This is a genomic window from Bradyrhizobium sp. DN3 (genome assembly GCF_041357655.1).
Classification (GTDB): Bacteria; Pseudomonadota; Alphaproteobacteria; order Rhizobiales; family Xanthobacteraceae; genus Bradyrhizobium.
Map to the genome: position 1 here is coordinate 64,893 of NZ_JAULLN010000024.1, position 18,623 is coordinate 83,515.

The window sequence follows — 18,623 nt, forward strand, 5'->3', positions numbered from 1 at the left end:
CGGGGCGAGGGGGAAGGTAGCAGCATGGCCACGATCGACTTCGACGTTGAACTGAGGCGGGCCGGGGCGCATGCGACCGGCGGCTGGCGGCGCGTGCTGTTCATGGCGCAGCGGCACGTGCTTGGCGCGGCCGGGCTCGTCATCATGACGGTGTTCGTGCTCACCGCAATCTTCGCCGACTTCATCGCGCGCTACGATCCGCTGACGGTCGATTCCGCCCGCGCGCTGGCCCGCCCGAGCCTGGCGCACTGGATGGGTACCGATTCCTTCGGCCGCGACGTGTTCAGCCGCATCATCCACGGTGCACGGATCTCGCTCGCGGTCGGGCTTGGCTCCACGGCGCTCGGCGGCTCGATCGGCGTGATCGTCGGCCTCACCTCCGGTTATCTCTCCGGCTGGGTCGACCTCGTGTTCCAGCGCGTCTCCGACGTTCTCCAGGCGCTGCCCCTCTTGGTGCTGGCGCTGGTGATGACCGCCGCGCTTGGCCCGTCGCTGCCGAACGTGATCATCGCCATCGCCATTCCGCTGATTCCGACCGTCGCGCGCGTCATCCGCGCCAACACGCTGGCACTGCGCGAGCAGCCCTTCGTGGAGGCGGCAAAATCGATCGGTATGAGCGAGATGCGGATCGCGCTGCGCCACGTGCTGCCGAATACGCTGGCGCCGCTGATCGTGCTGGCGACTGCCCAGCTCGGCTCGACCATCCTGACCGAGGCTTCGCTGTCCTTCCTCGGCCTCGGCATTCCCGAACCTTATCCGTCGTGGGGGCGTATGCTCTCGGAATCCGCCGCCGAATATGTCCGCACCGCGCCGTGGCTGGTGATCTTCCCGGGCATCGCCATCAGCCTCGCCGTGTTCGGTGCCAACCTGTTCGGCGACGCCCTGCGTGATATCCTCGATCCCCGGCAGCGCGGCTGATGGCTGACAAATCCGATCTCGTGCTCGACGTGAAGAACCTGAAGACGGTGTTCTTCACCAATTCGGGACTCTTCAAGGCGGTTGACGACGTTTCATTCACCGTGAAGCGCGGCGAGACGCTGGCGATCGTCGGCGAATCCGGGTGCGGCAAGAGCGTCACGGCGCTATCGCTGATGCGGCTAGTGCCTGATCCGCCGGGCCGCATTGTCGGCGGCTCCGTCACGCTCGAAGGCACCGATCTGCTGGCGCTGGATGAAGCGAAGATGCGTGCCGTCAGGGGCAACCGCATCTCGATGATCTTTCAGGAGCCGATGACCTCGCTCAATCCGGTGATGCGAATCGGCGACCAGATCGTCGAGGCGGTGCGGCTGCACCGGAACTTGTCGGCCAAGGAGGCCGGGGATATCGCAGTCGAGATGCTGCGGCTGGTGCGCATCCCCGAGCCGGCGCGGCGCGCACGCGAATATCCGCACCAACTCTCCGGCGGCATGCGCCAGCGCGCGATGATCGCGATGGCGCTGGCATGCCGGCCGGCGCTGCTGATCGCGGACGAGCCGACTACTGCGCTCGACGTCACAATCCAGGCGCAGATCTTGGCACTGATCCTCGACCTTCAGAAGGAGCTCGGCACTGGGCTCGTGCTGATCACGCATGATCTCGGCGTGGTCGCGCAGACCGCGCAGCGCGTGATCGTGATGTATGCGGGCCGCAAGGTCGAGGAAGCCAGCGTCGAAGCGCTGTTTGCATCGCCAAAGCATCCCTATACGCGGGGGCTGATGGCTTCGATTCCAGCCGTGCCGGCGTCCGGCGTCGCCGCGCCGCCGCGGCTGAACGAAATTCCCGGCACGGTGCCGTCGCTGGTGCGGCTGCCGAAAGGCTGCGCCTTCGCGCCGCGCTGCCCGCTCGCGATCAAGCGCTGCCAGGACGAATATCCGCCGCTCGCCGATTGGGGCGGCGGCCATCTCGCCGCCTGCTGGCGCGCGGAGGAAGTGGCGGAGGTGGCATGAGCGAGGCGCTGCTCGAGGTCACGGACTTGATCAAGCACTATCCCGTGCGTGCGGGCGTGCTGCGCCGGCAGGTCGGCACCGTGCACGCGGTCGATGGCGTCTCGTTCGCGCTTGGCGTTGGCGAAACGCTTGGCCTCGTCGGCGAATCCGGCTGCGGCAAGTCGACCGTGGCGCGCAGCGTGCTGCGGCTGGTCGAGCCGACCTCGGGCCAGATTCGCCTGGAAGGCGAGGACATCACCCATCTCTCGAAGACGGCGCTGCGGCCGCACCGTCGCTCGATGCAGATCGTGTTCCAGGACCCATTCGCCTCGCTCAATCCGCGCATGACCGCGGGCGACATCGTCGGCGAGCCGCTGGCTGTGCATGGGCTCGCCACCGGCAAGGCGCTGGAGGAGCGCGTCGCCAAGCTCTTTGAACAAGTCGGCTTGCGACCAGACCAGATGCGCAACTTCCCGCATCAATTCTCCGGCGGCCAGCGTCAGCGCATCTGCATCGCGCGCGCGCTGGCACTGGAGCCGCGGCTGATCGTCTGCGACGAGCCGGTCTCCGCGCTCGACGTCTCGATCCAGGCGCAAGTGATCAATCTTTTGATAGACCTGCAACGCCGGCACGGCTTCTCCTATCTCTTCATCGCGCACGATCTCGCCGTGGTCGCGCATATCAGCCACCGCGTCGCGGTGATGTATCTCGGGCGCATCGTCGAGATCGCCGACAAGGACGAGCTGTTCCGCAACCCGCGCCATCCGTACACGCAGGCGCTGCTCGCCTCGGTGCCGGTCGCCAATCCGCTCGCGAAGAAACTTGCACCGCTGGTCGACGGCGACGTGCCGAGCCCGGTCAATCCGCCCTCGGGCTGCGCGTTTCATACCCGCTGCCGGTTTGCGATGGAACGGTGCAAGACGGAGCGGCCGGCGCTGGTGGAGGCGGCTGGCGGACATCGGGTGGCGTGTTTGCTGAATGAGGGGACGGGGCGACCTCTCTAATGTCGTCCCGGCGAAGATCCCGTAGGATAGGCAAAGCGAAGCGTGCGCACCATCCCAGACGCAACCGCCGCACGACGGTGGCCACGGCGCTATGCGCCTTAGTCCACCCTTCGCCGCCCTAACCCGCCCCGATCTCCGCCACGATCCTGCCCATGGTCACCTGCTCGCCCTCGGCGACCTCGATCGCCTCCACCACGCCGTCAATGCCGGCCTTGTGGACGTGCTCCATCTTCATCGCTTCCAGCGTCATCACCGGTTGGCCGGCAGTGACGCGATCGCCCGGCTTGACCAGGACGGCGACGACGCGGCCATTCAGGGCCGCGCGGACCTTGCCGTCACCGCCGTTGCTTGCGGCAGCCTTCGGCGCGGCTAGCGTGAGATCGACAACCGCGAGCGGGATACCGCGATGCTGGAGGTAGAGCCGGTTGTCATCGCGCAGGAATTTGGCGCTGTCCATCACGCCGTCGTGGCGAAAGCGGATCGCATCGGCATCGAGCTGCTCGATCTCGAACCTGTCCTGACGGCCGTCAGCAGCGACGGTGTAGCTGCCATCGCGCTCGCGCGTGACTTCGAGTTCGTGTATCTGGCCGGCGATCTCGATTTTCACCGGCAGCGGGAACGTTGCCGACAGGCTCCGTCCGCCCCGCCATGACGGCGCCTGCGGGCTGGTGACGTAAAGCAGAAGGCCCGCGAGTGCGACGCCGAATACGCTGTTCGCGCGCGGTGTCAGCAGCTCGTCGCGATGCGCGTCGATGAACGCCGTCGTCGCCTCGCCTCTGGCAAAGCCGGAATGACGCAGGCACGACATCAGGAACGCCTGGTTCGTGGTCACGCCAAAGGCCGTGAGCTGCTCCAAGCCGACGATCAACCGGCCCCTCGCCTCCTCGCGCGTGGCGCCATGGCTGATCACCTTGGCGATCATGGAATCGTAGAACGGCGGGATCTCCGTACCCGACTGCAGCGCATGCTCGATGCGGACACCGTCCGGCACCTGCCAGCGCGCCATGCGGCCGGACTGCGGCATGAAATCGTGTGCGGCATCTTCCGAGCAGAGTCGCACCTCGATGGCGTGGCCCGAGAACCGAATATCCTGCTGCTTCACCGGCAATTGCTCGCCGCGCGCAACGCGCAGCTGCAGCTCGACGAGGTCGAGCCCGGTGATCGCCTCGGTCACGGGATGCTCGACCTGAAGCCGGGTGTTCATCTCCATGAAGTAGAACTCGCCGCTCGCATCGAGCAAAAATTCCAGCGTGCCGGCGCCCTCATAGCGCAGCGCCTTCACGGCCGCGACGGCCACCTCGCCCATTTTCGCGCGCAGCCCCGGCGTGACGGCGGGCGACGGCGCCTCCTCGATCAGCTTCTGGTGCCGCCGCTGCACCGAGCAATCGCGCTCGCCCAGATGGATCGCGTTGCCGTGGCTGTCGCCGAACACCTGGATCTCGATATGACGGGGATTCTGGATGGCGCGTTCGAGAATGACGGTGGGATCGCCGAACGCGGCCTTGGCCTCCGACCGCGCGCTGCGCAGGGCGTCGGGAAAAGAGGCCGCGTCGGCGACGAGCCGCATGCCGCGTCCGCCACCGCCGGCCACCGCCTTGATCATTGCGGGAAAACCGATCTTCTTGGCCTCCGCGAGCATGACCTCGTCGCCCTGCTCAGCGCCCTGATAGCCGGGCACGACGGGCACGCCGGCCTCCTTCATGATCTCCTTGGCGCCGGCCTTGTTGCCCATCGCCTCGATCGCCTGCGGCGACGGGCCGATGAAGACGAGGCCAGCATCCTTGCAGCCTCTCGCAAACTCCTCGTTCTCGGCAAGAAAGCCATAGCCGGGATGCACGGCGTCCGCGCCGCTCGCCTTGGCCGCGGCGATGATCGCGGGGATGTTGAGATAGGAGCGCGCCGGCAGCGCTTCGCCGATGCGCACGGCCTGATCCGCCTGCCGCACGTGGAGCGCATCGCGATCGGCATCCGAATAGACCGCGACGACACCGAGGCCGAGCCGGCGCGCGCTACGCATCACGCGGAGCGCGATCTCGCCGCGGTTGGCAATCAGGACCTTGAAGAACGGCCGGTGCTGCACTGATCCGTTCCTCATGGGCGGGCGACCGAGAATTGCATGCGCTGGGGTGTGCGTGCATCGCCCTCGCGGCAGATCGCGAGCACCTCGGACAGCACCGCGCGGGTGTCGCGCGGGTCGATCACGCCGTCGTCGAGCACGCGCGCGCTGGTCGAGAACACGTCCATCTGGCCGTCGAACACGCCGATAATCTGCGCCTTCATGGCCTCTAACTTGTCCTTCTCGACCGGTTTGCCGCGGCGCGCGGCAGCGGCCTCGGTCACGATCGCCATGGTTTCTGCAGCCTGCTCACCGCCCATCACGGCTGTCTTGGCGTTCGGCCAGGAGAAGCAGAAACGCGGATGGAAGCCGCGCCCGCACATGCCGTAATTGCCGGCGCCGAACGAGGCACCGCAATAGATGGTGATCTGCGGCACCGTCGCCGAGGTCACCGCCTGGATCATCTTCGAACCGTGCTTGATCATGCCGGCTTCTTCATAGGCCTTGCCGACCATGTAGCCGGTGGTGTTGTTCAGATAGAGCAACGGCGTGCGGGTCTGGCAGCAGGCCTGAATGAAATGCGTCGCCTTGTTGGCGCCGGCGGGATCGAGCGGACCGTTATTGGTGATGATGCCGATCGCCTGGCCCTCGATGCGGGCATGACCGCAGACCGTGGCGGGACCGTAGTTCGGCGCCATCTCGGTGAAGTCGGAATCGTCGACGATGCGCGCGATCACCTGTTTCATGTCCACCGGGCGCTTGTGGTCCATCGGCATGATGCCGAGCAGCTCGTCCTGGTCGTAGCGCGGCGGCTTGAACTGCGCAGCCACCCTGCCCGGCCGCTCCCATTGCAGCGCCGCCATGATCTCGCGCGCGATGCGAAGTGCGTCGCGATCGTCCTCGGCGAGATAGTCGCCGAGGCCGGACACCTGGGTGTGCATCTCGGCGCCGCCGAGCTCCTCCTCGGTCGCGATCTCACCGGTCGCGGCTTTTAGGAGTGGCGGCCCCGCAAGGAAAGCGCGGGTGCGGCCGCGGACCATGACGATGTAGTCGGAGAGACCAGTCTGATAGGCGCCGCCGGCGGTGGACGAGCCGTGCGTCACGGTGACGACGGGTAATCCCGCAGCCGAGAGCCGCGCGAGATTGCGAAAGATGTTGCCGCCGCGGACAAAATCCTCGACGCGGTAGCGCAACAGATTGGCGCCGGCGCTTTCGACGAGCTGGACGTAAGGCAGCTTGTTCTCCAGTGCCAACTCCTGCACCCGCAGCGTCTTGTCGAGACCGTAGGGTTGCAGTGCACCGGCATCGATACCGGAATCACTAGCACTGACCATGCAGCGGACGCCCGAAACAAAGCCGATGCCGGCAATGACGCCCCCGCCGGGCACGCTCTTGGCCGGATCCGGAACGTCGAACATGTAACCGGCGAGCGTCGACAGCTCAATGAAGGGCGCGCCGGGATCAAGCACCAGCGCGACGCGCTCGCGCGGCAGCAACTGGCCGCGCTTGTGGAAGCGGTCCTTTGCTGCGGCGGACGCTGCCCGCGTACGCTCTTCCAGAGCGCGCATGCGGTCTATCAACGCAAGCATGCCGTCGCGGTTGGCGTGGTAGGCGGCGCTGCCCGAGGAAATGGTGTTTTCAATGACAGACATGACTTGATCCTGCTCGTCATTGCGAGGAGCTCGCGACAAAATTGCGAAGCAATTTTGCGCTGATGCGACGAAGCAATCCAGACTGCATCCGCGGAGAGATTCTGGATTGCTTCGCTGCGCTCGCAATGACCGTGAGGCGATACCTTACCGATTCGTCCCAAAGATCTTCCGCGCCTCGGCGGGGCTTGCGATCTCGCGGCCGGCGCGGCGGGCGCAGGCGGCGACGGCTTCGATCAGCTGGCCGTTCGACGTCACCTTCTTGCCGTCGGCGAGATAGAAGGTGTCTTCGAGGCCGGTACGCAAATGACCGCCGAGCTCGGCGCAACGCTGGTGCAGTGGCCAGATCTCTTCGCGGCCGATGGCGGTGACCTGAAAATTCGCTTCGGGCCGCTTCAGCTTGATCAGGATCGGCAGCAGCTCGGGATCAGCAGGCATGCCCGAGGCGACGCCCATCACGAAGTTATATTCGAGTGGCCCCTTGTACATGCCGACCTGGTGATACATCCCGACGCAGCGGACGATGCCGACGTCGAAGCATTCGAACTCGGGAATGGTGCCGACCGCGTTCATGACATCGAGATAGTCCTTCACCTTCTCGACCGCATTGTCGAACATCATCGGCGGCCAGGCCCAGGTGTTGTCGGCCTTGACCTTCAGATAGTTCAGCGAGCCGGCATTGCAGGCTGCGATCTCCGGCTTCGTCTCACGGATGCAGTCGAGCGCGCCTGAGTAGTTCGGCCCTGAAACGCCCGAGGTGTGGTTGATGATCACGCCCGGACAGGCCTCGCGGATCGCCTGCTGAATCTCCTGGCTGACGCTGACCTCCCAGGACGGCAGATGCCCCTTACCCGGCGCCTGCTGGCGCAGATGGATATGCATGATGGACGCGCCGGCATCGAACGCAGCCTTGGCCTCGCGCGCCATCTCTTCGGGCGTCACAGGCACGTTGTGCTGCTTGGGATCGGTAAGCACGCCGTTCAGCGCGCAGGTGATGACGGCCTTGTCGCTCATGCCTTGACGCTCATGACTTGGATGTCTCGCAGGTTGAGAATTCAACGCTTGCGATCATGTGACGCGCGGCATGCGGCTTCTTGCGCGGAGAAGCTAGCTAAGGACGAGCTATCGTAGGGTGGGCAAAGGCGCTTTGCGCCGTGCCCACCACATCTCGATGTTTGGTGACGATGGTGGGCACGCTTCGCTTTGCCCACCCTACGAGAGCGGCGCTAACCCACCCTACGAAGCCTCCGCGAGCCGCACCGTCTCGGTGCTGCGATAGATCGCAAGATCGCGCGAGCCGACGAAGATGGCGCGCGGCTTCAGCCCGTAGAAGCGGCGGATCGAGTGGCTGAAGTGAGTGGAATCGGGATAGCCGATGTCCTGCGCGAGGTGAGCGAGGTTGAGGTCCTGGTTGGCGAAGTGCAGCAAATGCCGCGCGCGCTTCCAGGCGCGGAAAGAGCGGAACGAGATGCCCGTCTCTTCCTTGAACAAATGCAGGAAGCGGGAGGCGGACAATCCCGCTTCGGCTGCACAGGTATCGGCCGTGACCGGCTCGCCGGAGAAGCGTTCGATGCGGGCAACCGCGCGCGTCACCCGCGGGTCGAGCACGCGGCGCGGCAGCGCCTCGCCAAAACACATCTCGTCGAACTCGGCGGTGGTGATGTCACCGTAGCGGCGCTGACGCAGCAGCGCATAGGCGGCGAGGATCTTGCGGGCATAGACGGCACTGTCCGGTCCGGTCAGCCGCTGGGCCAAGCCCTCCAGCACGCCGTCCGGCATGCTCTCGGGTTCGAGTGTCACGCTGATTGCAGTGCGATAGTCGCTGGCGATGGAATGTCGCTGGTTCGGCAGAGTGACGAACAGCTCGCCGGTGGCAAGGACATCGTCGATCGTCAGATGCAGATTGCCCTTCACCGCCACATAGACGTGGCAGCAGCCGGGGGTCCGTTTGCGGGGGCGTCCGAGCAGGCCGGCATAGAACACCCGCTCCGGCGTGATCAGCATCAAATGGTCGGATTCGCGACCTTTGTCTTCCATGGGGATCCTCCTCGCGCGGCTCTCTGGCCGCTGCGGACGGAGGTCACCTTAGCGGAAATTTGGGCGCTGTCACGGTGAGATAGCGCTGTCATTGACGCGCAAAGATCGGCGTTCCCGGAGGGCAAAGACAGACCCGGAACTCTTGGTCGTCCCGGCGGAGGCCGGGACCCATACCGCGAGGTCTATCGATGTAGGCGATATCAATCCCGAACGACCAATCTTCGCAAAACATGTTTCGGGGAGTATGGGTCCCGGCCTTCGCCGGGACGACAACTACGCCCGCACCCTGGGCGCGACGTTCTGCTCGGCGCCGGCCTTTTGCTCCGCAGCAACGGCGCGCTTGAAGCCGTCGCGCTGCTGCAGGCGCGCCCAATAGGCTGCGACATTTGGCCCAAAATCCTTGGCCAGCCCAATGTTGTCGGCGAGGCGGAGCGCATAACCGATGACAATGTCAGCGGCCGTGAAGCGGCCGGCGCACAAGGTTTCGCCATTTGCGGTGGCTGCCTCGACGGCGCGCAAGCGTCCCAAGAACCATTTCGCATAGTCGCCGGCGACCTGCGGATTGCGGCGCTCCTCCGGCTCGAGCTGGGTGTATCTGAGCACCAGCGTCTGCGGGAAGGTTAACGTGGCGTCGCTGAAGTACATCCAGTTCAGGAACGCGCCATAGGCGGGATCCTCAGATCCGACCATCAGCGGGGTCGGTCCGTACTTGATGCCGAGATAGTGGCAGATGCCGGATGACTCCGTCATCCGCGTCTCGCCATCAATCAAAAAGGGGATAGTGCCGAGCGGATTGATCCCGAGATAATCCTTGGCGAACACCCGCGGCGGGAATGGCAGCATCTTCAATTCATACGGCAGCCCCATCTCCTCCAGCATCCAGAGCGGACGGAATGAGCGCGCGGCGTCACAGTGATAGAGCGTAATCATCAAGCACTTCCTTTGCTGCCGGGCAGCGTGCCCATCATCTTGCACAGGACCATGAGCATGACCTCGTCGGCGCCGCCGCCGATCGAGGTCAGGCGGCTGTCGCGATAGGCGCGGCTGACCGGCGTCTCGTTGGTAAAGCCCATTCCACCCCAATATTGCAAGCAGGCGTCGGTGAGCTCACGGCCGAGTCGCCCGGCCTTCAGCTTGGCCATGGTCGCAAGCCGCGTCACGTCCTCGCCAGCGACCAGCTGTTCCGCGGCCCGATAGATCAGCGCGCGCAGCAGCTCGACCTCGGTCTGCATCTCCGCGAGCTTGAAGTGCACGACCTGATTGTCGAGGATCGACTTCCCGAATGCCTTTCGGTTGCGGGTGTATTCGATGGTCTGATCAATGATGTATTCGTGCGCCTTCAGGCAGGCGGCCGCGCCCCAGAGCCGCTCCTCCTGGAACTGGATCATCTGGTAGGTAAAGCCTTTGCCCTCCTCGCCGATCCGGTTGCGCTTGGGCACGCGGACATTGTCGAAGAAGATCTGCGCGGTGTCTGACGAGCGCATGCCCATCTTGTCGAGTTTGCGCGCGACGGTGACGCCCTTGCTCTTCATGGGCACGCAAATCAGCGACTTGTTGCGGTGGACGGGCCCTTCGCCGGTGTTGGCGAGCAGGCAGATCCAGTCGGCCTGGGTGCCGTTGGTGATCCACATCTTGCCGCCATTGATGACGTAATCGTCGCCGTCGGAACGCGCATTGGTCTTGATCGAGGCGACGTCAGAGCCTGCGCCGGGTTCGGAGACGCCGATGCAGGCGACATAGTCGCCGGCGATCGACGGCGCCAGAAACTCGTGCCGCACTTCGTCCGAGCCGAACCGCGCCAGCGCCGGCGTCGCCATGTCGGTCTGCACGCCGATCGCCATCGGCACGCCGCCGCAGGTGATGGCGCCGAGCTCCTCCGCCATCATCAGCGCGTAGGAATAATCGAGGCCGGAGCCGCCGAACTCCACGGGCTTGTTCAGGCCGAGGAAGCCGAGGCTGCCCATCTTCTTGAACAGCTCATGCGCCGGGAAGATGTCGGCCTTCTCCCACTCATCGACATGAGGATTGATCTCATTGGCGATGAATTTTTGTAAGGACCGGCGGATGTCGTCGTGGTCGGCTGTAAACAGCATCTCTTTCCCTTCGTCATTCCGGGGCATCGCGAAGCGACGAGCCCGGAATCTATTCCTCTCTGGTATTCGCTGGCTCGCTCCGCTGCGCTTTGCGCCCCGGAATGATAGCCTCAATCACAACCCCATCTGCCGGCTGGCCAGATCCTTCATGATCTCCTCGGTGCCGCCACCGATGGCGTTGACCTTGACCTCGCGGTAGATGCGCTCGGCCTTGATGCCGCGCATGAAGCCGGCGCCGCCGAAGATCTGCACGGCTTCCGAGGCGCAGAATGCCATGGTCTGCGTCGCCTGGTTTTTCATCATGCAGATTTCGGCGACCGGGCTTTCGCCCTGCTCGAGCCGCCAGGCCAGCATCTCCAGCATCGCTTGCGAAGCCGCGACCTTCTGCGCCATGTCGACGATCTTGTGGCGGATCACCTGATGCTGGGCGAGCGGCTTACCGAACGTCTTGCGCTCCTTGGCGTAGGCGATCGCCTCATCGAGACAGACGCGGGCGAAGGCGGTGCAGCTCGCGGCCATGCCCATGCGCTCGCTGTTGAAGTTTTGCATGATGATCTTGAAGCCCTGACCTTCCTCGCCGATCAGATTCTCGGCGGGCACGCGGCACGCGTCGAAATGCAAGGTTGCGGTATCGGAGGCCCACCAGCCCATCTTCTTCAGCTTCGTGCGCGACAGGCCGGGCGTGTTGCCTTCGATCAGGAGCAGGCTGACACCACCGGCGCCCTCGCCGCCGGTACGCACCGCAACGGTCAGATAATCGGCTCGCATCCCTGAGGTGATGAAGGTCTTCTCGCCGCTCACGACGTAGTGATCGCCGTCGCGCCGCGCCCGGGTGCGCAGGTTCGCGACATCGGAGCCGCCGCCCGGCTCGGTGATGGCGAGGGCGGAAATCTTTTCGCCTGACAGCACTTGCGGCAGCACGCGTGCCCTCACCTCGGGGCGAGCCGCGCGGGCGATCGGCGGCGAGCCGATGGTGTGGCTCATCAGGCTGGCGCTGACACCGCCGGCGCCGGCCTGTGCGAGCTCCTGGCTCGCCACGATTTTCATGAACTGGTCGGCGGCGATACCGCCATATTCCTCAGGGAATCCCAGCCCCAACAGGCCGATCGCGGCCGCCTTGCGATAGAGCGCGCGCGGGAATTCACCAGCCTCGTCCCACTCATGAGCGAAGGGCGTGATCTCCTTCTCGACGAAGCGGCGCATCATTTCGCGGAAGGCATCGTGCTCGGCGGTATAGAACGGGCTCTTCATAGCACTCTCGCCTCGTACGGATTCGTCTCGGCCACCATGGACGGAACTTTGTTGGTTTCACTTGCGCCAAGTGGCTGGCCGGACAGGCCAGTTCCGCGTGAAGCCGTAAGCCCAGCAACTGAACGCAAGACGATTTTCGCTCCTCGCAGGCCAACTCCGGATCAAAAAAGATGGTGCACAAAACTCCGGCTGGCCCACCAAGGCCACGCCGGCCTGGTGCATGGCAATAAGTAATACAGCGGCGCAAGACCGCCGAGGGAGGGATTTTTGGCCGTTCGTTACTACGACTGGATCGCTCATCATGGCCGGCGCACGCCTGGCAAGGTTGCGGTCATCGACCTCGCGAGCGAGCGCCGCTTCACCTATTCGCAGCTCGATGCCCGCGTCTCGCGCCTCGCCTCATTCTTGCGCGACACGCTGAACGTCTCGCGCGGGGACCGCGTCGCGGTGCTGGCGCTGAACACGACCGACACGCTGGAGGTGCAGTTCGCCTGCGGGCGGTTAGGTGCCATCTTCGTGCCGCTGAACACCCGCCTCACCGTTCCCGAGCTGCAGTTCATCACCGGCGATTGCGCGCCGAAGGTGATGATCCACGATGCCGACCTGGCCGAGACGGCGCTGAGCGTGGCGAAGCTTTGCGGTATCGCGACCAGCCTGCTGCTCGGCCCTGGCGGGTCCTATGAGGCCGGCATCGCCGCCGCCAAACCGCTCGACCGCGCTGAAGAAGTCACGCTCGATGACGTCTCGACCATCATGTACACGTCGGGCACGACTGGACATCCGAAGGGCGCGACCATCACCCATGGCATGACCTTCTGGAATTGCGTCAATCTCGGCGGCCCCGCCTGCATCGGGCCGTCTTCTGTGCTGCTCACCGTGCTGCCGCTGTTCCATACCGGTGGTCTCAATTGCTACACCAATCCGGTGCTGCATGCCGGTGGCACCGTGATGATCATGCGCGCCTTCGATCCCGGCACCGCGCTCGGCCTGATCAACGACCCCGCGCAGGGCATCAACGTGTTCTTCGGTGTGCCCGCGATCTACCAGTTCATGGCGCAGCACCCCGCCTTCGCAACTACCGATCTCAGCCGGCTGATTGTCGGCGGTGTCGGCGGCGCGCCGATGCCGGTGCCGCTGCTGAAAGTCTGGGAAGCGCGCGGCGTCGCGCTTCAGCAGGGCTACGGCATGACCGAGACCTCGCCGGCCGTGCTGGTGCTCGATCGCGAGGACGCTGCGCGCAAGGCTGGCTCCGCCGGCAAGCCGGTGCTGCATACGGAGGTACGCATCGTGCGGCCCGACGGTAGCGATGCCGATATCGGCGAGCTCGGCGAGCTCTGGGTCAAGGGCCCGAACATCACGCCGGGCTACTGGAACAGGCCCGAGGCCAATAAGACCTCATTTACCGACGGCTGGCTGCATACGGGCGATGCCACACGCGTCGACGAAGAAGGTTTTTACTACATCGTCGACCGCTGGAAGGACATGTACATTTCCGGCGGCGAGAATGTCTATCCGGCCGAGGTCGAGAACGTCCTGCATCAGCTTGACGCCATCGCGGAAGCCGCCGTGATCGGCATTCCCGATCCGCAATGGGGCGAAGTCGGCCTTGCCATCGTTGCGGTCAAGCCGGGCCAGAAGCTGACCGAGGCTGATGTGTTCGCGCATTGCGCGGCCAACCTCGCGCGCTTCAAATGCCCGCGCCAGATCCGCTTCGTCGATGCGCTACCACGCAACGCCACCGGCAAGATCCACAAGCCGACCTTGCGCAAGGAGTTCTCGGTGGCTTCCGAAGTCGACAACAAAGTCGCCAGTGCCTGACCGAAGCGCCCTCGCGGGCGCTTTTTCTTTTCGAAGTGCCTGCTCCAACCCACAAGAAACCCCAAGGATATTGCCATGAACAACAAGAAAATCGCCCTGCTCGCCGCGGCAACGGCGCTGACATTGCTCTCTGCACAAGGCGCCTACGCGCAAAAGAAATACGACACGGGTGCCAGCGACACCGAGATCAAGATCGGCAATGTCGAGGCCTATTCCGGTCCGGCTTCCGCCTACGGCATCATCGGCAAGACCGAGGAAGCCTATTTCAAGATGATCAACGACCAGGGCGGCATCAACGGCCGCAAGATCAACTGGATCTCCTATGATGACGGCTACTCGCCGCCCAAGACCGTGGAGCAGGTGCGCAAGCTGATCGAGAGCGACGAGGTGTTCCTGGTCTTCAACGCGCTGGGCACCCCGACCCAGACCGCCGTGCAGAAATATCACAATGCCAAGAAGGTGCCGCAGCTCTTCCTCGCCACCGGCGCCAGCAAATGGAACGACCCCAAGGGTTTTCCCTGGACCATGGGCTTCCAGCCGAGCTATCGGGTCGAGGCGCGGATCTTCGCCAAGTACATTCTGCAGGCGAAGCCCGATGCCAAGATCGCGATCTTCTATGCCAATGACGATTTCGGCAAAGACTACGTCGCCGGCATCAAGGAGATCTTTGGCGAGAAAGCCTCTTCGCTGATCGTGGCGGAAGAGAGCTACGAGACCACCGAGCCGTCGATCGATTCCCACATCGTCAAGCTGAAGGGCACCGGCGCCAACGTCCTCGTCAACATCTCGACGCCGAAATTCGCGGCACAGGCGATCAAGAAGATCGCCGAGCTCGAATGGAAGCCGATGCATGTGATGACCGACGTGTCGATCTCGATCGGTGCGGTGATGAAGCCCGCCGGCCTCGATGCTTCGGAAGGCGTGCTGTCGGCGACCTATTTGAAGGACGCGTCCGACCCGCAATGGAAGGACGACGAGGGCATGAAGAAGTTCATGGCCTTCATCGACAAGTACATGCCCGGCGCCAACGTCTCCGACACCAATCTCGTCTACGGCTACGCCGCCGCGCAGACCCTGGTCCAGGCGCTGAAGCAGTGTGGAGACCAGCTGACGCGGGAGAACGTGATGAAGCAGGCTGCCAGCCTGAAGGGCTTTGCGCCGGATACGCTGATCCCCGGCATCAAGATCAACACCGGCGCCAATGACTTCGCGCCGATCGAGCAACTCAAGATGATCCGCTTCAAGGCCGGTCAGTGGGAACTGTTCGGCGACATCATCAGCGCCGAAACGGGCGGCTAGCCCGCATCAGCTCAACCTGCCCAAGCAAGATAGCGGCCCGAAGAGGCCGCTATCTTTTTGCGTGGATGAGATCAAAGCGCGGCTATCCCGGCAGGAAGAGCGCGAAGGGCTCCTCCACCGTTCGGCGCAGATGCTTTCGATACAAAGCATGGCTGGCGTCATCGGGCCCGACCCGCCCCAATGACGGCTTCGGAACGTTTTTGAGCGGCACGTAGGCAATTGGCGCCGCGATCGGCGTGAGCTGCGAGCCAGGGCCGGCGCGGAGCGTCGAGATGATGCCGTACATCTCACCGGCAACGGTCGGCCGCGACACCGTGATCACGCGGTGCTGGCCGTGCTTGATGATGACGAGGTAGATGAAGCCGGACTGATGGGGAACGGCGACCTCGCCGGTATGTTCATAGGCGGCATCGGTCCGATCGCCCTCACGAAAGACCAGCGAAGAGACTTTCGGCTCCCAGACGATCTCGGTGCGATAGGCGAAGATCGCGTCCTTGTCGCCGAAGGACGGGCGCAACGTGATGTAGACGTCCTCGAGCCAGGTCACCGCGCGATGCGCATAGGAGCCCAGGCTGTCGGGCGCGACGTCGTTTGCGGCCGGTGGCGTCACCACGACGGCACTTTTGCGCAAGGAGACGCCCAGTGCCTGCTCCAGCCGGACCGTCGTTGCCAGCGTGAACGGCCGCCGGCCGCCGAGCACCTTCTCCAGCGTCGACAGGCTGAGCTTGGCTTGCTCGGCCAGCGCCTGGCGGGAGATCCGGCGTCTGGCGAGCTCCTCGCGAATTGTCTCCGCGATCTCGCGGCTCTGCTCGTCCGAAAGCTGCTTGTCGGTGAATTTATCCTGCGTCTGCATCGTCGACCCTGCCTTGGAAGTGCCATTCTAGCAGGGCGGACAAACCAGCACAAAACCGCACATGACCGCCCCGGCGGCGGTGAACCCGGGCCGGTCGCGGCGGAACATTGCCGATCATTCTGCTCGCGAAATCAGGCCGTCCCGGCGGATGCTGAGAGCCAGCAAACGTCCTCCGGGAGCAGGCCAAATGGACACCTACGGCACAGCCGACCACGACGATCACCCCATGTTGAACCGGCTGATCAAACTCGGACTGTTTCTTCTCGCGCAGGCCATCGCGGTGATGCTGATGGCTTTCGTGGCCCTGCTCGTCAGCTTCGGGACGAGTTGGTCGGCAACGACGGAGCAGGCGAGCCTGCTCCAGCCCGGCGATGCTCGCTCCGGCACCCTGCTCCTGAAGCAGGACGGCGCCACCACCGAAGCAATCCGCCTCGGCATCGACGTCGACGTCACAGTGTCCGGCCCGACGCTGCGCGCCCGAGCCACTCAGGTCTTCCGCAACCCGACCAAGGATTGGGTCGAAGCAACCTATGTTTATCCGCTCGCGACCGACGGCGCTGTCGACACGCTGAAGATGGTGGTCGGCGACCGTGTCATCGTCGGCGACATCAAGGAACGGCAGCAGGCCCGCGTGATCTATGAAGAGGCGCGCCGCACCGGGCAGAAGGCCGCGCTCACCGAGCAGGAGCGGCCGAACATCTTCACCAACTCGGTTGTCAATATCGGTCCCGGCGAAACCGTGCTGGTGCAGATCGAGTATCAGGAGCCGGTGCATCAATCCGGCAACGAATATTCGCTGCGCCTGCCGCTGGTGGTCGGACCGCGCTACAATCCGGCGCCGATCGTGCAGAGCGTCGACTTCCGCAACGACGGCTCGGGCTGGGGCGCGACCCATTCTGACCCGGTTCCGGACCGCGACCGTATCTCGCCTCCCGTGCTGGATCCTGCCAGGAATGCGCCGGTCAATCCGACCAGCATCACGGTCCGCCTGAAGGCCGGCTTTGCGCTCGGGGAGGTCAAGAGCCACCACCATAACGTCAAGGTCGAGAGCCCCGACAACGGGACGCGCGTCGTCACGCTCACCGAGGGCGCCGTACCCGCCGATCGCGATTTCGAACTGACCTGGAAGCCGGCCGCAGTGAAGGCGCCATCGGTCGGCCTGTTCCGTGAGCATGTCGGCGATGCCGATTACCTGCTCGCCTTCGTCACCCCGCCCACCGCCGAGCAGGCGATGCAGAAACCGCTGCCGCGCGAGGTCGTGTTCGTGATCGACAATTCGGGATCGATGGGCGGCACGTCGATCGTCCAAGCCAAGGCGAGCCTGACTAACGCACTCTCTCGCCTCCAGCCGACTGATCGTTTCAACGTGATCCGCTTCGACGACACAATGGACGTGCTGTTTCCGGCTGCCGTGCCGGCGGATGCTGCGCATGTCGGTGAAGCCACCTCCTTCGTCAGTGCCTTGCAGGCGCGCGGCGGCACCGAGATGGTGCCGGCGATGCGCGCGGCGCTGACCGACAAGCTCGCCGACACCAGCTTGGTTCGCCAGGTCGTGTTCCTGACCGACGGCGCGATCGGCAATGAGCAGCAATTGTTCGAAACCATCACGGCGATGCGCGGGCGATCGCGCGTCTTCATGGTCGGCATCGGGTCCGCGCCCAACACCTATCTGATGACCCGCGCTTCCGAGCTCGGCCGCGGCGCCTTCACTCATATCGGCTCCGTCGAGCAGGTGGAGGAACGCATGCGCGGCTTGTTCGCCAAGCTGGAAAATCCGGCCGTGACCGGTCTCAGCGCAAAATTCTCGGAGGCTAAGGCCGATGTCACCCCGGCGATCATTCCCGACGTCTATCGCGACGAGCCCTTGGTGCTGGCGGCAAAACTCGACAAGCTCGCGGGCTCGCTCGAGATCAAAGGCCGCGTCGGCGATCGCCCGTGGTCGGTGACGCTGCCGCTGCAAAATGCCGCCGAAGGCAAGGGCCTGTCGAAACTCTGGGCCAGGCGCAAGATCGGCGATGTCGAGGTCGCGCGCACCCTGCGCGAGATGACGCCCGATGACGCCGACAAGGCGATCCTGGCGCTGGCGCTCGACCATCAGATCGTCACGCGGCTGACCAGCCTGGTCGCGGTTGACAAGACGCCGAGCCGCCCCGAAGGCGAGCCGCTCAAGCTCAGCGAATTGCCGATCAACCTGCCGGCCGGCTGGGATTTCGAGAAGGTGTTTGGCGAACGACAGCAATTGCCGGCACAGCTGCGCGAGCGCCATGCCGACGCGCGCAATCAGCCGGCGGCGAGGCGGCCGACGCCTGCTGCGCCCGACACGATCCGTCTGCCCAAGACCGCAACCTCGGCCGAGCTGAAGATGATCGCGGGCCTGACCCTGATCGTGCTCGCCCTGATCCTGTTCGTGTTCAACCGGCGTCAGCCCTTGCTCACTGACGCCGCTTGAGAGAGGAGCCACCCCGAACTCCTCTGTTAGCGCGCGCGGCTGCCCGTCCCATACCAACGGCCGCGCGCGCCTTTTTTGGATCGTCATTGCGAGGAGAAGAAGCGACGAAGCAATCCAGACTACCGCTCCGACGACGGTCTGGATTGCTTCGCGGAGCCTGTCATCGGGCGGCGCTTCGCGCGGACCCGGTGGCTCGCAATGACGGGAAAC

The 18,623-nt window shown here is 64.5% G+C and carries 14 protein-coding genes; 6 read left to right on the top strand and 8 right to left on the bottom strand.

Annotated features, from left to right (window positions below; all coding sequences use genetic code 11):
* Nucleotides 1–24: 24 nt before the first annotated feature.
* From AAE027_RS29910 to AAE027_RS29920, 3 genes are read left to right on the top strand one after another with little or no spacing between them, the layout of a single operon-like run.
* On the top strand, nucleotides 25–918 hold the full coding sequence (locus AAE027_RS29910; RefSeq protein ID WP_370987502.1) for an ABC transporter permease: 894 nt from the start codon (nucleotides 25–27) through the stop codon (nucleotides 916–918).
* Nucleotides 918–1,925, top strand: a complete 1,008-nt coding sequence (locus tag AAE027_RS29915) for an ABC transporter ATP-binding protein (RefSeq protein ID WP_128930818.1) — start codon at nucleotides 918–920, stop codon at nucleotides 1,923–1,925. The genes AAE027_RS29910 and AAE027_RS29915 overlap by 1 nt, the downstream gene beginning before the upstream one ends.
* Nucleotides 1,922–2,908 (top strand): ABC transporter ATP-binding protein, encoded by a 987-nt coding sequence (locus AAE027_RS29920; RefSeq protein ID WP_370987503.1) that lies wholly within the window; start codon nucleotides 1,922–1,924, stop codon nucleotides 2,906–2,908. The genes AAE027_RS29915 and AAE027_RS29920 overlap by 4 nt, the downstream gene beginning before the upstream one ends.
* 118 nt (nucleotides 2,909–3,026) lie before the next feature.
* Here AAE027_RS29920 and AAE027_RS29925 read toward each other — a convergent pair whose 3' ends face one another.
* From AAE027_RS29925 to AAE027_RS29955, 7 genes are all read right to left on the bottom strand, one after another.
* On the bottom strand, nucleotides 3,027–5,003 hold the full coding sequence (locus AAE027_RS29925; protein WP_370987504.1) for an acetyl-CoA carboxylase biotin carboxylase subunit: 1,977 nt from the start codon (nucleotides 5,001–5,003) through the stop codon (nucleotides 3,027–3,029).
* The gene (locus AAE027_RS29930) at nucleotides 5,000–6,616 is read right to left on the bottom strand and encodes an acyl-CoA carboxylase subunit beta (protein ID WP_370987505.1); all 1,617 of its coding nucleotides are present in this window, start codon (nucleotides 6,614–6,616) and stop codon (nucleotides 5,000–5,002) included. Before AAE027_RS29930 ends, AAE027_RS29925 begins: the two co-directional genes overlap by 4 nt.
* Nucleotides 6,617–6,760: 144 nt before the next feature.
* Entirely contained in the window at nucleotides 6,761–7,627 is an 867-nt protein-coding gene (locus AAE027_RS29935) for a beta-keto acid cleavage family enzyme (RefSeq protein WP_370987506.1), read from the bottom strand.
* A 222-nt stretch (nucleotides 7,628–7,849) separates the two neighbouring features.
* Entirely contained in the window at nucleotides 7,850–8,650 is an 801-nt protein-coding gene (locus AAE027_RS29940; RefSeq protein ID WP_370987507.1) for a helix-turn-helix domain-containing protein, read from the bottom strand.
* 273 nt (nucleotides 8,651–8,923) lie between these two features.
* Entirely contained in the window at nucleotides 8,924–9,580 is a 657-nt protein-coding gene (locus tag AAE027_RS29945) for a glutathione S-transferase family protein (RefSeq protein WP_370987508.1), read from the bottom strand.
* Nucleotides 9,580–10,743, bottom strand: coding sequence for an acyl-CoA dehydrogenase family protein (locus AAE027_RS29950; protein ID WP_370987509.1), 1,164 nt, complete (start codon nucleotides 10,741–10,743; stop codon nucleotides 9,580–9,582). The genes AAE027_RS29945 and AAE027_RS29950 overlap by 1 nt, the downstream gene beginning before the upstream one ends.
* A gap of 114 nt (nucleotides 10,744–10,857) precedes the next feature.
* Nucleotides 10,858–11,994 (bottom strand): acyl-CoA dehydrogenase family protein, encoded by a 1,137-nt coding sequence (locus tag AAE027_RS29955; RefSeq protein ID WP_091887140.1) that lies wholly within the window; start codon nucleotides 11,992–11,994, stop codon nucleotides 10,858–10,860.
* A gap of 267 nt (nucleotides 11,995–12,261) precedes the next feature.
* Here AAE027_RS29955 and AAE027_RS29960 point away from each other — a divergent pair, with 267 nt between their 5' ends.
* Together AAE027_RS29960 and AAE027_RS29965 are read left to right on the top strand one after the other, a co-directional pair.
* Nucleotides 12,262–13,812, top strand: a complete 1,551-nt coding sequence (locus AAE027_RS29960) for an acyl-CoA synthetase (protein ID WP_370987510.1) — start codon at nucleotides 12,262–12,264, stop codon at nucleotides 13,810–13,812.
* Nucleotides 13,813–13,887: 75 nt separating this feature from the next.
* Complete coding sequence (locus AAE027_RS29965; protein ID WP_370987511.1) at nucleotides 13,888–15,111, top strand: ABC transporter substrate-binding protein; 1,224 nt, start codon at nucleotides 13,888–13,890, stop codon at nucleotides 15,109–15,111.
* Between the two features lie 82 nt (nucleotides 15,112–15,193).
* On the opposite strand, the gene AAE027_RS29970 is transcribed toward AAE027_RS29965, so the two are convergent.
* Nucleotides 15,194–15,964 (bottom strand): helix-turn-helix transcriptional regulator, encoded by a 771-nt coding sequence (locus AAE027_RS29970; RefSeq protein WP_370987512.1) that lies wholly within the window; start codon nucleotides 15,962–15,964, stop codon nucleotides 15,194–15,196.
* Between the two features lie 187 nt (nucleotides 15,965–16,151).
* Here AAE027_RS29970 and AAE027_RS29975 point away from each other — a divergent pair, with 187 nt between their 5' ends.
* Nucleotides 16,152–18,413 carry a marine proteobacterial sortase target protein gene (locus AAE027_RS29975; RefSeq protein WP_370987513.1) on the top strand — a complete coding sequence of 754 codons (2,262 nt, stop codon included), beginning with the start codon at nucleotides 16,152–16,154 and terminating at the stop codon, nucleotides 18,411–18,413.
* Nucleotides 18,414–18,623: the final 210 nt, after the last annotated feature.

Excerpts from the sequence above, each read along its gene's own strand:
- AAE027_RS29915 (WP_128930818.1), top strand. The coding sequence starts at position 918 with ATGGCTGACAAATCCGATCTCGTGCTCGACGTGAAGAACCTGAAGACG.
- AAE027_RS29920 (WP_370987503.1), top strand. The coding sequence starts at position 1,922 with ATGAGCGAGGCGCTGCTCGAGGTCACGGACTTGATCAAGCACTATCCC.
- AAE027_RS29925 (WP_370987504.1), bottom strand. The coding sequence starts at position 5,003 with ATGAGGAACGGATCAGTGCAGCACCGGCCGTTCTTCAAGGTCCTGATT.
- AAE027_RS29945 (WP_370987508.1), bottom strand. The coding sequence starts at position 9,580 with ATGATTACGCTCTATCACTGTGACGCCGCGCGCTCATTCCGTCCGCTC.
- AAE027_RS29950 (WP_370987509.1), bottom strand. The coding sequence starts at position 10,743 with ATGCTGTTTACAGCCGACCACGACGACATCCGCCGGTCCTTACAAAAA.
- AAE027_RS29940 (WP_370987507.1), bottom strand. The coding sequence starts at position 8,650 with ATGGAAGACAAAGGTCGCGAATCCGACCATTTGATGCTGATCACGCCG.
- AAE027_RS29975 (WP_370987513.1), top strand. The coding sequence starts at position 16,152 with ATGGACACCTACGGCACAGCCGACCACGACGATCACCCCATGTTGAAC.
- AAE027_RS29935 (WP_370987506.1), bottom strand. The coding sequence starts at position 7,627 with ATGAGCGACAAGGCCGTCATCACCTGCGCGCTGAACGGCGTGCTTACC.
- AAE027_RS29910 (WP_370987502.1), top strand. The coding sequence starts at position 25 with ATGGCCACGATCGACTTCGACGTTGAACTGAGGCGGGCCGGGGCGCAT.
- AAE027_RS29930 (WP_370987505.1), bottom strand. The coding sequence starts at position 6,616 with ATGTCTGTCATTGAAAACACCATTTCCTCGGGCAGCGCCGCCTACCAC.
- AAE027_RS29970 (WP_370987512.1), bottom strand. The coding sequence starts at position 15,964 with ATGCAGACGCAGGATAAATTCACCGACAAGCAGCTTTCGGACGAGCAG.
- AAE027_RS29965 (WP_370987511.1), top strand. The coding sequence starts at position 13,888 with ATGAACAACAAGAAAATCGCCCTGCTCGCCGCGGCAACGGCGCTGACA.
- AAE027_RS29955 (WP_091887140.1), bottom strand. The coding sequence starts at position 11,994 with ATGAAGAGCCCGTTCTATACCGCCGAGCACGATGCCTTCCGCGAAATG.